The organism is Dechloromonas denitrificans, from assembly GCF_001551835.1.
Lineage (GTDB): Bacteria > Pseudomonadota > Gammaproteobacteria > Burkholderiales > Rhodocyclaceae > Azonexus > Azonexus denitrificans.
Map to the genome: position 1 here is coordinate 164,705 of NZ_LODL01000010.1, position 13,767 is coordinate 178,471.

Annotated in this window: 14 protein-coding genes; 4 read left to right on the plus strand and 10 right to left on the minus strand. The window is 58.0% G+C overall.

Features of this window, described 5'->3' with window-relative positions:
* The 8 genes from AT959_RS21560 to AT959_RS05075 all read right to left on the minus strand — a co-directional run.
* Positions 1 to 388 (minus strand): hypothetical protein (locus AT959_RS21560; RefSeq protein ID WP_205629832.1); only part of this gene is annotated, 388 nt, incomplete at its 3' end.
* A gap of 3 nt (positions 389 to 391) precedes the next feature.
* Positions 392 to 1,063: a tail fiber protein gene (locus AT959_RS05050; RefSeq protein WP_066881249.1), complete on the minus strand. Its 672-nt coding sequence runs from the start codon at positions 1,061 to 1,063 to the stop codon at positions 392 to 394.
* A complete protein-coding gene (locus AT959_RS21000; RefSeq protein ID WP_338032494.1) occupies positions 1,060 to 1,305 on the minus strand; it encodes a hypothetical protein in 246 nt (81 codons plus the stop codon). Before AT959_RS21000 ends, AT959_RS05050 begins: the two co-directional genes overlap by 4 nt.
* Positions 1,212 to 1,709 carry a lysozyme gene (locus AT959_RS05055; RefSeq protein ID WP_205629833.1) on the minus strand — a complete coding sequence of 166 codons (498 nt, stop codon included), beginning with the start codon at positions 1,707 to 1,709 and terminating at the stop codon, positions 1,212 to 1,214. Before AT959_RS05055 ends, AT959_RS21000 begins: the two co-directional genes overlap by 94 nt.
* Positions 1,710 to 1,828: 119 nt before the next feature.
* Positions 1,829 to 4,828 (minus strand): Tn3 family transposase, encoded by a 3,000-nt coding sequence (locus tag AT959_RS05060; protein ID WP_066881251.1) that lies wholly within the window; start codon positions 4,826 to 4,828, stop codon positions 1,829 to 1,831.
* A gap of 6 nt (positions 4,829 to 4,834) precedes the next feature.
* Positions 4,835 to 6,118 (minus strand): site-specific integrase, encoded by a 1,284-nt coding sequence (locus tag AT959_RS05065; protein WP_083518214.1) that lies wholly within the window; start codon positions 6,116 to 6,118, stop codon positions 4,835 to 4,837.
* Positions 6,115 to 6,585 carry a Cd(II)/Pb(II)-responsive transcriptional regulator gene (cadR, locus tag AT959_RS05070; protein WP_066881732.1) on the minus strand — a complete coding sequence of 157 codons (471 nt, stop codon included), beginning with the start codon at positions 6,583 to 6,585 and terminating at the stop codon, positions 6,115 to 6,117. Before cadR ends, AT959_RS05065 begins: the two co-directional genes overlap by 4 nt.
* A gap of 11 nt (positions 6,586 to 6,596) precedes the next feature.
* Positions 6,597 to 6,932 carry a YnfA family protein gene (locus tag AT959_RS05075; RefSeq protein WP_066881253.1) on the minus strand — a complete coding sequence of 112 codons (336 nt, stop codon included), beginning with the start codon at positions 6,930 to 6,932 and terminating at the stop codon, positions 6,597 to 6,599.
* A gap of 88 nt (positions 6,933 to 7,020) precedes the next feature.
* On the opposite strand from AT959_RS05075, the gene AT959_RS05080 reads away from it, so the two are divergent.
* Positions 7,021 to 9,261 carry a heavy metal translocating P-type ATPase gene (locus AT959_RS05080; protein WP_083518215.1) on the plus strand — a complete coding sequence of 747 codons (2,241 nt, stop codon included), beginning with the start codon at positions 7,021 to 7,023 and terminating at the stop codon, positions 9,259 to 9,261.
* Positions 9,262 to 9,297: 36 nt separating this feature from the next.
* On the opposite strand, the gene AT959_RS05085 is transcribed toward AT959_RS05080, so the two are convergent.
* Both AT959_RS05085 and AT959_RS05090 read right to left on the minus strand, forming a co-directional pair.
* The gene (locus AT959_RS05085; protein ID WP_066881257.1) at positions 9,298 to 10,614 is read right to left on the minus strand and encodes a heavy metal sensor histidine kinase; all 1,317 of its coding nucleotides are present in this window, start codon (positions 10,612 to 10,614) and stop codon (positions 9,298 to 9,300) included.
* Positions 10,615 to 10,625: 11 nt separating this feature from the next.
* Positions 10,626 to 11,309 (minus strand): heavy metal response regulator transcription factor, encoded by a 684-nt coding sequence (locus tag AT959_RS05090; RefSeq protein ID WP_066881259.1) that lies wholly within the window; start codon positions 11,307 to 11,309, stop codon positions 10,626 to 10,628.
* Positions 11,310 to 11,454: 145 nt separating this feature from the next.
* Here AT959_RS05090 and AT959_RS05095 point away from each other — a divergent pair, with 145 nt between their 5' ends.
* From AT959_RS05095 to AT959_RS05105, 3 genes are all read left to right on the plus strand, one after another.
* Positions 11,455 to 11,832: a hypothetical protein gene (locus tag AT959_RS05095; protein ID WP_066881261.1), complete on the plus strand. Its 378-nt coding sequence runs from the start codon at positions 11,455 to 11,457 to the stop codon at positions 11,830 to 11,832.
* A gap of 136 nt (positions 11,833 to 11,968) precedes the next feature.
* Positions 11,969 to 12,313 (plus strand): cation efflux protein, CzcI family, encoded by a 345-nt coding sequence (czcI, locus tag AT959_RS20335; RefSeq protein ID WP_083518217.1) that lies wholly within the window; start codon positions 11,969 to 11,971, stop codon positions 12,311 to 12,313.
* A gap of 125 nt (positions 12,314 to 12,438) precedes the next feature.
* Positions 12,439 to 13,761, plus strand: a complete 1,323-nt coding sequence (locus AT959_RS05105) for a TolC family protein (protein ID WP_066881266.1) — start codon at positions 12,439 to 12,441, stop codon at positions 13,759 to 13,761.
* Positions 13,762 to 13,767: the final 6 nt, after the last annotated feature.

Sequence of the window (13,767 nt, forward strand, 5' to 3'; positions counted from 1 at the left end):
AAAAGCCGGCTTCAGCCAGCAACGCGGCCCGCCGGCCATCATCGGGCACCTTGAGCGCCGCCGCCGTCACCCGGTCAGCAATGACGGCCAGCGCCGCCCGCTTGCGCTCAACGAACGCCGCCAGCTTGAGCGGATCACCGGTGACCAGCGCCCGCGCCCGCAACTCTGCCCCTTTGGCGTTTTCCGCCCACGTCGCAGCACTGGCCGGCGACTTGAAGGCATAGACCTTGCCCGCCGGGCCAATCAGCCGCCTGCCGCCGATCAGCAAGCCCGAGCCAGAAGCCCGCGCCGCCGCGCCATCGGCCAACGCCGTTTGAGCCATGACCGGGCCAATGTAGCCAGCAACAGCACGCCCGGCGAAGGCAGAAGAAAAGACACTTGAGAACATAATTTAGCCGGCGCAGATACAGGGCAGCATGGCGATATTTCGCGGCCTTGACTCCAACCCTCCGCTCAAATCAACTGAAACAATACCCTCTGATAGTGCTAACCCAACGTTCTGTGCCTTTGTCACATAAATCGCATCCCACGGACTCTGTGCGGTCAGGCCTGAATTCGAGTGGTGCAACCCGTGCCTATGCGATTTATTATCAGAATCCTGCCCAGACCCCAGCGCCCGCGCCGGATCAACACCCCGCCCAAGATCAGCACCACGCAAGAATTCGCCGCGCAAATCCGGCACCTTGAAATTGGTCAGCCCATCCCCGGCCCCGTACATCGTTCCGATGGCCGCGAACAGCGCCGCATAGTCTGCCCTCAAGATCGTTTGCCCGTTACAGATCAGCCAGCCCGCCGGAGCCGCCGCCGTCGCAAAGAACGACACCGCGCCCGCCGGCATCTTGCCGACCGCGCCCACCGGCCCTTGCGGCCCGACCGCGCCCGCCGCCCCGGCCACACCCGGCTCACCATCGATCCCCGCCGGCCCTGCCGGCCCGCGCAGCAGTTCAATATCTTCCGGCTCAAGCGTAACCAGATGCACCAACTCTGCCACCTCAGACGGCTGAATCACGCCATCTTCTTCGGTATCAACCCAGCCCACCGGTTTGATGTGCGTAACGATCATGCTTTTTCCTTGCGGATCACTTCGACCAGCCCGACCAGCGCCACGCCGGCCCCGATCAGCGCATCCACCGACCCCGGCGGAATCACCCCCGCCGCAACCAGCACCCAGCCCAGCCCGCGCCACGTTGAAGGCTCAACCGCCCGCTTTTTCAGCCAATCCATAAATCCCCCTCGAAATAATGTCTTTCGTCGGCCCGCCGGGCGACCAGCCCCGGCAACACCTTGCCGCCGGCCTTGTTCCACCTGGAGAACTGCGCCGCCGCGCCGGCCATGTCACCGGCCATCACCATCCGGCGAATCGTTGAACCGCGCCACGCTTCCGGCCCGATGTTGAAAACCAGCGAAGCCAGCGCCGCCGCCTGCCCACCGGCCAAAACCCGGCCCACGTCCCGCGCCGCATAGAGCGCCCACGCCAGATCACGCAGCATCAAGGCCTCCGCCTCTTCTGCCGTCACCCCGGCCCTCAAATCGACCTCATGCGGCAGGATCACGTGCCCATAGCCAACGGTCAGCTTGCCCGCCGGGCAAAAATAAGGGGCTAAACGCAGCCCCTCATGCTTTCGGATGATCGCCGCCGCCAGAAAGGCCGCGCCGCCGCTATCAATCATCATGCCGCCGCCCCATGCCGTAACGGTCAATGCGCTCATGAGGGTTGGCCGGGAATCGTGCGAAATCCTCGAAAAAGCCGCTTAGCGAGCTGTTCTTAAAAAGAAAATTTCTTGGCCGATGAGCAAATCAGCTTTGCCGACATGCTCTTGCTTGGTCATTAGGTTTGGTTTGGCGATTCGATCTCCAGAATTCGGAATCCTTCATCCAGTGCCTCAACCTTGCGCCGGAAATCCAGCACATAGTCGCCGAAACGATTGATATGCTCCAATCGGTACGGCGCCAGTCCAGCCAGCACCTCTTGGTTGATTACAGCCCCTTCGGCTTGGAGTTGCTTCAGCACCCGGCTCATCCCAACCACGTTGTGCAAGATGACCAGGTTGGCGACAAGATGGTTGTATTTGATAATTTTGCGCTGTTCATGGCGCAGGTTTTCGGCAATCACCCCTTCTCCGCCGAAGAATAGTTTTTTCTCAAAACCATTGAATTGCTCTGACTTATTGGTTTCCGCGTGGATGAGTCGGCGAAGTTCGACGTCGCCAACGTATTTCAGCAGGAACATGGTTCGGATTACTTTGCCGAGTTCCTTGAAGGCGAAATACAGCTTGTTCTTTCGACTGTAAGTTCCCAAGCGACGCAGGATGGCCGAGGCGGAAATTTTTCCGAGCTTGATGGAAACTGCCACGCGCAGCATGTCCGGCAAATGGGTTTCGATCATCTGCCAGTTGATATCGTCGCTGAAAAGCCGGTCGATATGGGTAAACTTCTTATTGCTGTCGGGCCGATGGAACACCAGATCCTTGATGCCACGGATGCGCGGCATCAGTTTGATGCCCAAGAGGTGGGAAAGCGCAAACACCGTGTAGCTCTGGGCCTGGGTGTCGCCATGGATGGTGTCCGGCCGGATATCCGAGGTGTTGGTCATCAGCCCGTCGAGGATGTGAGTGCCCTCGTAGGTGCCGCAGGAAATGAAATGGCTGAACAGTGCGATGAACTTGTCGGAAACATGGTAGTAGCCGATACCGCCATAGCCGCCGTAACGGATGTGATGTTCAGAAATCAGGTTCTGCTCGTAAAGGTTCCATTTCGTGCCGTCGGCCGAGGCATGTTTGCCTGATCCCCAGTAGCCAGGTAATTCGAACTTGTTGTAGGCATTGATGACCTTGACGATGGCTTTTTCCAGCACCTCTTCCGTCACGTACTTGATGTTGAGCCAGGCGATCTGCTTGCGGCTCATGCCCCGAATTGAGCGCGCCGTCTGGGTCGGCCCGAGGTTGCAGCCATAACAGAACAAGGTGCTGATCACGCGTGGCCGCAATTCTTCGATCCGGCTTTCGGTTCCCATCAAAGGCCGAAACAACTTGTGCAATTGCAGCCAGCGCTCCGTGTCGATCAGTACGTCGACGATACTGATGTTTTCCATGTGCTCGGTGATCAGCTGGTCGATCGCCCTGATTCCCGGCGGCGGTTCACTGGCTGGCGGTTTCTTCAGGATCAGCCTGCCATCGACGATTTCGGCATAGGCATTTTCGGGAAATTCAGCATCGACAGCCTCAGCCGTCTCCAGCAAAGCCGCCTTCAAGGACTCGGTAAAGACCCTGGAGTCCGTTTCGACACCGGTGACCTCGCCATACTGCGCCAATTCACGATTCAGGGTGTCGTCGTCAACCAGTTGCTCCCGGTAGTCGTCGTAACGTTCGCCATGCTGGATAAACAGATCGCCCGACTTCAGTTCATCGCGGATCGCATACAAGACCGCCAGTTCGAAGTAACGGCGGTTGATGGCAACAACCTGACCGTCGGCGCGCTCGGAGATGACTAGTTTCCGCCAAGTCGAGGGGAGCCACTGGAAATCCTCCTCGGCATTCAACCCGACCAACGACAGCGGCACGACTTCATGCCGGATGCCACGCAGCGCCTGCAACGCTTTCATCATCCGGATCAGGGTATCGTCTTCACTGCTACTCTGCGGATTGACGATTTCGATACAGTTCAGCAGCTGAGCTCGAACCATCTTGTAGGGCTGGATGAGGAACGGCAGATGATTGCGTCCAGCGTAGGCCATGTGCTCATCGCAGATGGCCACCAGGTCATCGACATCGGCAATCAGGCTGCCACCGATGGCCTCTACCCTTTGATGATCCGAGCCATCGATCCGGTAGGCCAGCAACATCTCCTTCAACTGGCCGATCAGACGATCGGTTCGCTGGATGTGTTCCTGCTGGTATTCGCCCAGCTTGTTGCGCGCCTGATTGTCGAGGTTCTGGAGCATGCGGACGAACAGGTCGGCCGCATCGTCGAGCGTCTGGGCAAATTGCGAGCGGATGTAGATGACCGCCAGCGCATAGCGCTTCTGGGGCTTCAACTCTGCCATTTCTGCCGCATCCAGTGAACGGGCGATGTAGCGGTACTGCTTGAGTTTCGGAACGGGAATGTCGGGGATGGGTAGTTGGTCGACCAGCAACTGGAGCCTGCGAATATGCTGGAGATAGGAGCGGGTTTCCTTGTTGGTCGGCTTTTTGGGTTCGCGCTTGAGCAGGTTCCAGGTACTGCTGGTCTCGCCCGACTTGACCTTGAACAAGTTGTCGATCAAGGTTTTCACCTTGGCATCAAGTTGGTCGGCAATACTCGCAAAATGGACGTCGTGGATCTTTTCCCGAGCCTGAATGGCCAGCCGATCGAGTGTAGAGAAACCGGGTAACTCGTAGCGATGATGCACCAGTTCTTCAAGCATTACGTTGACGATGTCGGCCACGACATGTCGGCTGTCCGCAGCCGTTTCTGCGATATGCCGCAACCAGGCACGGGCCTGATCGTTCAGCGGACGAACATTCAGGTAGCGTCGCAAGGCAGCAATCAGGGTGGTGCGCGCCGTCGTTCGGTCGAACTGCCGAAGTTCATCGGCCCTGGCTGGCCGATGCCCCGTTTGGGCCACAATGTGTTGGCGAATCGCTGACGGTACATCCCTGATGTGGACGAAATACCCAAGCCGCTGAAACAGCTTCAGGTAGATGAAGGCAGCCGAGCGAGCAATCGGACGCTTGACCGCCTTGTCGATGAACGCGATTTCATCGGGCGTCAGTGTATAAACCTCGTCGAGATCCTGTGCTGAGGGGTCTGCCTTCAGCCGGGGATATGCGGTCTCGTGAAGTTGGGTCATGCCGGATCAGTCCCAATGCTTGCCGCTCACCGGATCGCGGCATACTGCCTCCAGGAAGCACTCACGGGCATCGGCAATTCGATGGAGTTCGTCGAGCAAGGTGTATAGGTGGTCGTCCAGGGTGTCGATAGAAGGCGTCGGGACGGAAATCCGGTATCGACGGCCATCCTGATCCAGCGGTTGCGCCTGAAATCGGGCAAGGCAGGTACTTGCCATATCCCGCAAGGCATTGGCGACACCACGTCGACCTCCGTTGAAGGGCGACAGATCAATGGTAACCTCAATCGTTGTGAGGGCGACCTCAGGCAAGCCCGGCAACTGCGGCGTCGAAACGCCCATTGTTTCCGGCAACATCCGATCCAGCCCCTGCTCGAATCGCGCTTTCTGGTCAGGGCTGACCCCATCCAGATAGCGCATGGCTGCCTTCACGTCGCGCCAGCCGACGTAACTCATCAACTCCCGGATATCCCAGCCGCTCATACCTGCCCACTGGGCAAAGCCCCGGCGTAGCGAGTGACTACTGAAGGAGTCTGCATCGGCCACGCCGGCCTGGCTAAGCAATTTTCGAAGCACGGGAATAATGCTGCTCGGGGTCAGTTCAGCCTCGGATAGGTGCCCCCAGCGGTCGATCTTGCGGAATAGCGGTCCCGCTGTCAGTTTGGACAAAGCCAGCCAGTCTTCGACTGCCTCGACCGGGCACAGTCGGGACAGCGCCGGGCAGGAGTAGCTTCGGCCTTCCAGGTTGCGATCCCCTTTGCTGCGGGGCAAGAAACAGGTCAGCCCCTCGCCGGGCTTGATCTCCATGAACTCGATGCGAAGGTTAGCCAGTTCGTCGGAGCGGAACCCGCGCCAGAAACCGAGGAGAACCAAGGCTCGATCACGGGTATGTCGTAGGGCATTGGCCGAATCCCCCCGGCTAACCGCTGCTGCCGTGGCTGATGTCAGCCAGTCGGCAACACCGCGCAGGATTTCCAGTTCCAGCGGCTTGGCCCGTTTCTCCTGGGCCGGATGCAGGGTTCGGATACCTTTCAACACTTGCCGGATCTTCAGGGCCTTGGTCGGGTCCGGAAAACCATGATCCTGATGCCACCGCGACAGCGCCGCGAGTCTGTGCTTCAGCGTGTTCAGCGACAGGGATTCGGCGTATACCGCGAGGTAGCGGGCAATCGAATCGATGGTCGCCGGCAACAAGCCTTCCCATTCGACTTCGAAGTGCTGGATGGCTGACGCATAGCTGCGTCGGGTGTTGGCCCGTTCGGCCGCATCGAGGTAAATGTCGACTTGGCTCATTCTGATTCTTTGGGAGATTTTAAGGTGGTGCCGTGCACGCCTGGAATGTGATTTTCCATAGGTCTCTCGTTGATACCTGACTGCGACAAGCCTTCAAGAATCCCGCAAGTCGAGGCTCGACGCTCATCTAGACAACGGCCGCGTAGCTCCTGGAGCTGTTTTTCCAGCGCTTGGAGTTCACCGATTCGACGAACGACGTGTCCGATGTGATCATCGAGCAAACGGTTTACCTCGCCGCAGTTTTCCTCCGGCGATTCCTTGAAGTGCAACAGCGTCCGAATCTCGTCGAGTGTCATGTCCAAGCCACGACAGTGCCGAATGAAGGTTAGTCGCTCTTGGTGCATCGGCCCATAGATTCGGTAATTTCCCTCGCTCCGCCCTGGTATCGGCAATAGTCCTTCCCGCTCGTAGTAGCGGATCGTTTCCACATTACTTCCCGCCAAACGCGCCAGTTCGCCAATTTTCATTCCAGTCATCCTTACGACCGGCCAGGTTGGAGCGCGATGATGGCCATTCCACCGAGAGATACGGCACTGCCCAGCAGATCCCAACGTGTCAGGGGAATTCCATCGACCTGCCATAGCCACAGCAAGGCGATCGCAACATAGACACCGCCATAAGCAGCGTAGATGCGGCCGGCGGCACCCGGATGCAATGTAAGGAGCCAGGCAAACAGAGCCAGTGATATGGCAGCCGGGATTAGAAGCCAACGCTGGCCCCCCTGCGTCAGCACCAGCCAGGGCAAATAGCAACCGATGATTTCGGCCAGTGCGGTGACGACGAACAGACTCAATATCTTCAGGAACTCCAACATGCTTTTCTCCTTGAATCATTTTATTCTAGCTGCTTGACCTTGTAGCGACTCAAGGGTTTTTAATGGCATCAACAAACAGGAGATGGCCATGCCCCTTCATGCCGAGAAGCAACAACCCAATGAGCCTGAACGCTGCGCGTGTTCTGGTGGCTGTGTGACGGATACGACCTCCATCCAGGATGTGCTGCCTGTCGCCGTATCCAACGCCTCAGGGCATTCGAGCATTTTTCGGATTCCCGCCATGGACTGCCCGAACGAAGAAAACGATATTCGCAAGGCGCTCGCTGGTATCGCGGGAATTCGGTCGCTACGTTTCGAACTGGCTGCCCGGACCTTGACCATCGAGGGCGAGCAACTCGCCCTGGAAAGCGGACTACAGGCCATCCGCCAGCTTGGCTTTGAAGTGTTGCCCATCGAGCATGAACAGAAGACCGAAATGCCATCAGGCCTCGGCGAAATCAGCAAGGCACTGATCGCCCTGGCATTGGCCATCGGAGCCGAGGCTCTGGATTTCTTCGCACCCGATACCCTCCTGTTCAAGAGCCTGGGTATGGCGTTAGCAGCGGCTGCTATCGCCTTCTCAGGATTCTCCACCTATCGCAAGGGACTGGCGGCATTGCGGCGCGGCCAATTGAATATGAATGCCCTGATGGGCGTCGCCGTGACTGGCGCATTCCTGATCGGTCAATGGCCGGAGGCCGCCATGGTCATGGCGCTCTACGCCATCGCCGAATTAATCGAGGCCCGGTCCGTCGATCAAGCACGTAACGCCATCAAGGGGCTCCTCGCCTTGGCCCCGGAAACCGCAGAGATTCGCCAAGGCGATGGTAGCTGGCAGGAGATGCCGGCCGACAAGGTTGCCATTGGCGCACTCGCCCGGGTCAAGCCCGGCGCCCGCATCCCACTGGATGGGCGAGTAACCGCTGGCAGCAGTGCGGTCAATCAGGCACCGGTCACCGGCGAGAGCATTCCTGTCGACAAGGCGACAGGCGATCCCGTTTTCGCCGGCACCATCAACGAGACTGGTACGCTGGAATTCGAGGTGACAGCTGCCGCCAACAACACGACCCTGGCCCGCATCATCCATGCCGTGGAGGCAGCCCAAGGCACCAGGGCGCCCACCCAGCGTTTCGTGGATCGTTTTGCCGCGATTTATACGCCGGCCATTTTTGCGGTTGCCGTGGCCGTGGCCGTTGGTGGCCCCTGGCTGTTCGCCTGGAGCTGGACTCAGGCACTCTACAAGGCGCTGGTTCTCCTGGTGATCGCCTGTCCCTGCGCGTTGGTCATCGCCACGCCGGTCACGGTGGTTAGCGGACTCGCCGCAGCCGCTCGGCGCGGCATCCTGATCAAGGGCGGCGTCTATCTGGAAGAGGCTCGCAAGCTGCGCGCCATCGCCCTGGACAAGACCGGCACCATCACCGAAGGCAAACCTCGACTGGTCGCCACGGAAGTGCTGTCGGCCGCCGAACCTGAATCGAGGATTCTTTCCTGGGCGGCCAGCCTGGCCGGCCATTCGGACCACCCCGTTTCAAAGGCTATCGCCACCAGCCTGAACCTACCGGAAAACGGCCTCACCGACTTTACTGCTCTTCCCGGTCGCGGCATCGAGGCCCGCCTGGACGGCCATACCTTGATTCTTGGCAATCATCGCTTGATCGAGGATCGTGGACTGTGCAGCCCCGAGATCGAGGCGCGTCTTGCCGTTCATGAAAATCAGGGGCGAACCGCCACTCTGCTGGCTACCGAGGGTCGGGTACTGGCCATCTTCGCAGTAGCCGACACCATCAAGGAAAGCTCGCGGGAAGCGATTACCGATCTGCATCGTCTGGGTGTCACGTCGGTCATGCTCACCGGCGACAACGTAGCAACCGCAACCAGTATTGCCCGCCAGGCGGGAATCGACGATGCACGAGGCAATCTGCTGCCGGAAGAAAAGCTGGCTGCCATCGAAGAACTGCAGGGGCGCTATGGACCGACGGCAATGACCGGCGACGGCATCAACGATGCGCCCGCCCTGGCACGCGCCGATATCGGTGTCGCCATGGGCGCTGCCGGCACCGATACCGCCATGGAGGCAGCCGATGTGGTGATCATGAACGACGATTTGCGGCGCATCCCGGAAACTATCCGTTTGTCTCGCCAGACACATGCCGTACTCTGGCAGAACATCGCACTGGCCTTGGGCATTAAGGTCGTATTTCTCGGGCTTGCGGTGTTCGGAAATGCCACCATGTGGATGGCGGTGTTTGCCGACATGGGCGCCAGCCTGCTGGTCGTCGCCAACGGTCTGCGGATGTTGCGAACCTCTGCACCGCAAATCAAAGACTAAAGACCCGTTGTTGGTTGGCAAAAAGCAGCGGGGCCATCAGCCGGCCAGTCGTACGCCTATTTCTGTCTCACCATGGGCGGATTTTGCGAAGGCCTCCCCGTCATGCATCCGGGCAATCGCGCCAACGATGGCGAGACCCAGTCCATGATTCTGATGGCCGTGGCTACGTGAGGCATCTACGCGGAAAAAGCGGTCGAAGATATGAGGCAGACTTTCAGCAGAAATCGGCTCCCCGCGATTGATCACCGAGAGCTTGATGTGTCCATGAGTTTCCACGACGATACGAATCACGATTGAACTTCCGGGATCGGCATACCGAGCCGCATTATTCAGCAGATTGGACAGCACGCGCCGGAGCAGCGCCGCGTCATACAGGCCTGATGCATCGCCTTCGATAGACCATTGAAGGTCAGATTCGATCAGCACCGCTTCGTAGTAGTCGGCCACTTCGGCGCAGAGCTGGGCAAGGCTTTGAACGGGCATCCGCCGGGCTTTAGCACCCCGGTCGGCTTGCGACAGAAACAGCATGTCATTGACGATGCCCGACAGCCTGTGCATTTCTTCGAGATTCGAACCGATGCAATCGCGCAGGTGTTCGTCCTTGTCGTTGCTACGCAAGGCCAACTCGCTGCTGGCGATGATGTTCGCCAATGGGGTTCTCAATTCGTGCGCAACGTCGGCATTGAACCCTTCGAGTTGCTGATAGGCCTTTTCCAGTCGATTCAGCAAGTCGTTGAAATGATCGACGAGAACCTGCAACTCGGCAGGTATCCCCTCTGTTTCCAAGCGCGTGTCTAGGGAAAGGATTGCGAGACTGCGCGTTTGCTCAGCCAGCGTTCGAATGGGGGCCAGTCCGAAATAAACGATCAGGTAGCCGCCCAGGGTGATTGCGGCACTCCCGATCAAGGCAGCCCCCCAGAGGATGGCTGTGAGGCGATCCAGAATCGCTTCATCGGGCGCAGTCTCAAGTGCCAATTCGGCAACGGCAAAATCTGTCCTCTGCGCTTCATCGGGGAGTGCAAACGAATAAAAGCGAGCTTTTGATGGCCATGCACTTGGCGTCGAGATGAAGCGAGCCTCACCTAGCCTATCGATTAACTTGAGATGCGAGTCCCGATTGATTTTCAGAAGATCATCCAGGTCGTGTTCAAGCGACCCCGGTTGCAGGTGTCCAGGTGTTTCTTCAAACAGGTGCCGAATTGCCGTGCTGAGCTTTTCAAGACGCTGGTCCTGTTGTGTTTCAAGATTGGCTTTGACTGAGAAAAAAACGCCGAGGCACAAACATCCCAGAACACCCAGACTCAGCGAAGCGAGCCAGCGTATGAGGCGACCGCTCAGCGTCGAATTAATCATCCTTCCCGGTCTCATTCGCGCAGTTCAAGGACATAACCCATACCGCGTACGGTATGCAGCAACGGTATCTCGAAGGGCGTATCCATTTTGGCGCGCAGTCGTTTGATCGAAACTTCGACGACGTTGGTGTTGCTGTCGAAATTCATATCCCAAACCTGCTCGGCAATCTCGGTTCGCGACAGCACCTCACCTTGTTTCCTGAGAAACAGAGAAAGCAGCAGGAACTCCTTGGCGCTCAGATCGATGCGCTGACCATTCCTGAGAACCTTGCGGCGGGCCAGGTCCATTTCAAGATCGTGTAGTGCAAGACGGTTCGACGTGGCTTCCGGTTGCTGCGTCGCCGACCGGCGCAACAGCCCATGAATTCGAGCAATCAGCTCGGAAAAGGCAAACGGCTTGACCAGATAATCGTCGGCGCCAGTTTGCAAACCGTTAACCCGGTCCTCCACTTTACCCAGCGCGGTCAGCATCAATACAGGTGTTTGCTTCTTCGTGCGTAAGGCAGCCAACAAGGAGAGGCCGTCCATGCCGGGCAGCATGGAGTCGAGGATGATGGCCGCGTAATCGAACTCCAAGCTCATGTGGAGTCCCGTTACGCCGTCGTGGGCAAGGTCAACGACAAAGCCTGCGGTACCCAATCCTTTTTGCAGGTATTGGGCGAGCTTTTGCTCATCTTCGACAACCAATAGTTTCATTTCTTCACGAATCGAAAGATGTCAATTTTGTAAACTTCCTGTTGGCGTTCTGTCAGTGCTGATTTTTTATAGTTCATCCATGCCGTTCAGTTGTTCGGCATACCCCAAACCCGATGAACCGAAACATCAATGAAGGAGTTCCATCATGAACGTCAAACAAGCCCTTTCCATCCCCGTTCTCTGTGCTGGTTTGGCCCTGTCAGGGCAGGTGTTGGCCGATTCGGTCATGCACAGCACGCCGGAGGGTACGACAAAATTCTACCCGGCGCATGATTCGGGCAGCAAATCCGCCGCGCAAGTGCAACAGGAACTCGATAACTTCAAACGCAATCCGGTTAGCGCTGATGGCCAGTATCGTTACGTGGGCGGTGACCAAGGCTGGGCGCTGATTCCGCACGAATATGCCTATCGCGATGGGAAATGGCAGCATGTCGACAAACTCCAGCACAACACCCCTGCACCATCCACGAAAATGACGCCTGAAGAACGGAAGCAACGCGATGCATTGTATCAGGGGGGTTAATACCGTCCTGAAGACAGATATGTTACCCATCAGACGATGACCAGAGAAACCCTGGTCATCGCCATCCCATCTCACAGTGCAACGTCGTCTGCAGACCTGGTTTTGAACATACTTCTGTTCTGTTACTATTCACTTCATGCGTCGCTGGCTATCCATGTTCCTGTTGATTGTCTTGCCACTCCAGATTTCCTGGGCGGTGGCGGCGACCTATTGCCAGCACGAAACGGGCTCGACGCAGCACTTCGGTCATCACGACCATAAGCATCACGCTGAAGATAACCAGAAACTGGCTAAAGCTTCTCCGTCCGATGTGGACAATGATTGTGCTGTCTGTCATGCAGGCTGTATTGCCGCATTGACCGCATTCAGCAGTTCGCTGCCCGAAATCGGTGTTTCTGCTGATCATTTTCGGACAGTTCCGTTTTTGACTTCTCCGCCCGGCGAGCAGCCCGAACGTCCCAACTGGTCCATTTCCGCCTGATCGGCGGGGCTGGGACATTTTCCCAAACCTGTTTGCTGCGGCCTGAGCCGCGCGCTGTGCCATTTCTGCTTGCCGGATGGCGCCCCGCCGATTCCCCAACGTGTATTTCATCACTGGAGAATCGGATGTACCCAAGAAATTTAGCGGCCACGTTGCTGCTCCGAACCTTGTTCGGACTCACGGTGTTTGCCAGCACCAACCTCTCGGCACAGATGCAGGACGCGCTGCCTGCAACGACGTTTGCACCTGCGCTCACCAAGGAACCAACCGGTTCCTTGACCCTGTCGGTGGCGATTGATCTCGCGCTGACATCCAATCCGGAATTGTCTGCCGCTGCCAATGAACTGGGTGCCGTGGAAGGTGCCGTGATCCAGGCGGGCGTTCTGCCCAATCCGGAAATTTCGACCTCTGTCGAAGATACGCAGAATAAAGCCACTCGGACCACAACCATCCAGGTCAGCCAACGGATCGAACTCGGTGGCAAGCGCTCCGCCCGAATTACGTCTGCCGAGCGTGGCCGCGATGTGGCAGCCGCCGACCTGGCAGCCAAACGCCTTGATGTCCGCGCAACAGTAATCGGTGCCTTCTTCGATGTCCTGGTTGCTCAGGAGCGTGTTCAACAAGCTGAGGACTTGCTGAGCCTTGCACAACGCGCCAGCCAGGCGGCTTCACGGCGTGTAACCGCCGGCAAAATCTCTCCGGTGGAGGAAACCAAGGCCCGTGTGGCGGAAGCTTCCGCCCGGGTAGAGTTGAACCAGGCGCAACGAGAACTGGTAACCGCCCGCAAGCGTGTAGCCGCAAGTTGGGGGAGTTCGACGCCTCGATTCGAGAAGGCCGAAGGACGTACCGATGTTTTGCCGCCAGTCCGCTCTGCCGAAGAAATCAAGCGCCGTTTGAATGGCTCACCGGCGCTTCTTCGGGCACGCCACGAGGCCGATCGCTTTTCTGCGCTTGCCGACTTGGAGCGTTCGCGACGGATTCCCGACGTAACCTTCAGCCTGGGCTCCAAAAAAGCTGAAGAACTTGGGCGCAATCAAACCATTGTCGGTGTCTCAATTCCCTTCCCGATCTTCGACCGTAACCAGGGCAATGTGCTTGAGGCGCAGAAGCGAGCCGACAAGGCACGCGACGAACTTAGTGCTACCGAGCTTCGTTTGGGCACGGAGGTAACGCAAAATGAGGAGCGTCTGAAGGCGCTGGTCGTTGAAGCGCAAACCCTGCAAAGCGAAATCATGCCGGGTGCGCGCAGTGCCTATGAGGCTGCCAGCAAAGGATTTGAACTGGGGAAATTCAGTTTTCTGGAAGTCCTGGATGCCCAACGAACTTTCTTTCAGGCGAGAGCCCAATACTTGAGAAGTTTGTCCGACGCGCATCGGACCGCTGCCGAACTGGAGCGCATTCTGGGCTCCTTCGATTCGATGTCATCCGCCGCACCCAGTCGTCCGTAGGAGCCA

Excerpts from the sequence above, each read along its gene's own strand:
- AT959_RS05050 (WP_066881249.1), bottom strand. The coding sequence starts at position 1,063 with ATGATCGTTACGCACATCAAACCGGTGGGCTGGGTTGATACCGAAGAA.
- AT959_RS05055 (WP_205629833.1), bottom strand. The coding sequence starts at position 1,709 with ATGAGCGCATTGACCGTTACGGCATGGGGCGGCGGCATGATGATTGAT.
- AT959_RS05060 (WP_066881251.1), bottom strand. The coding sequence starts at position 4,828 with ATGACCCAACTTCACGAGACCGCATATCCCCGGCTGAAGGCAGACCCC.
- AT959_RS05065 (WP_083518214.1), bottom strand. The coding sequence starts at position 6,118 with ATGAGCCAAGTCGACATTTACCTCGATGCGGCCGAACGGGCCAACACC.
- cadR (WP_066881732.1), bottom strand. The coding sequence starts at position 6,585 with ATGAAAATTGGCGAACTGGCGCGTTTGGCGGGAAGTAATGTGGAAACG.
- AT959_RS05075 (WP_066881253.1), bottom strand. The coding sequence starts at position 6,932 with ATGTTGGAGTTCCTGAAGATATTGAGTCTGTTCGTCGTCACCGCACTG.
- AT959_RS05080 (WP_083518215.1), top strand. The coding sequence starts at position 7,021 with ATGCCCCTTCATGCCGAGAAGCAACAACCCAATGAGCCTGAACGCTGC.
- AT959_RS05085 (WP_066881257.1), bottom strand. The coding sequence starts at position 10,614 with ATGATTAATTCGACGCTGAGCGGTCGCCTCATACGCTGGCTCGCTTCG.
- AT959_RS05090 (WP_066881259.1), bottom strand. The coding sequence starts at position 11,309 with ATGAAACTATTGGTTGTCGAAGATGAGCAAAAGCTCGCCCAATACCTG.
- AT959_RS05095 (WP_066881261.1), top strand. The coding sequence starts at position 11,455 with ATGAACGTCAAACAAGCCCTTTCCATCCCCGTTCTCTGTGCTGGTTTG.
- czcI (WP_083518217.1), top strand. The coding sequence starts at position 11,969 with ATGCGTCGCTGGCTATCCATGTTCCTGTTGATTGTCTTGCCACTCCAG.
- AT959_RS05105 (WP_066881266.1), top strand. The coding sequence starts at position 12,439 with ATGTACCCAAGAAATTTAGCGGCCACGTTGCTGCTCCGAACCTTGTTC.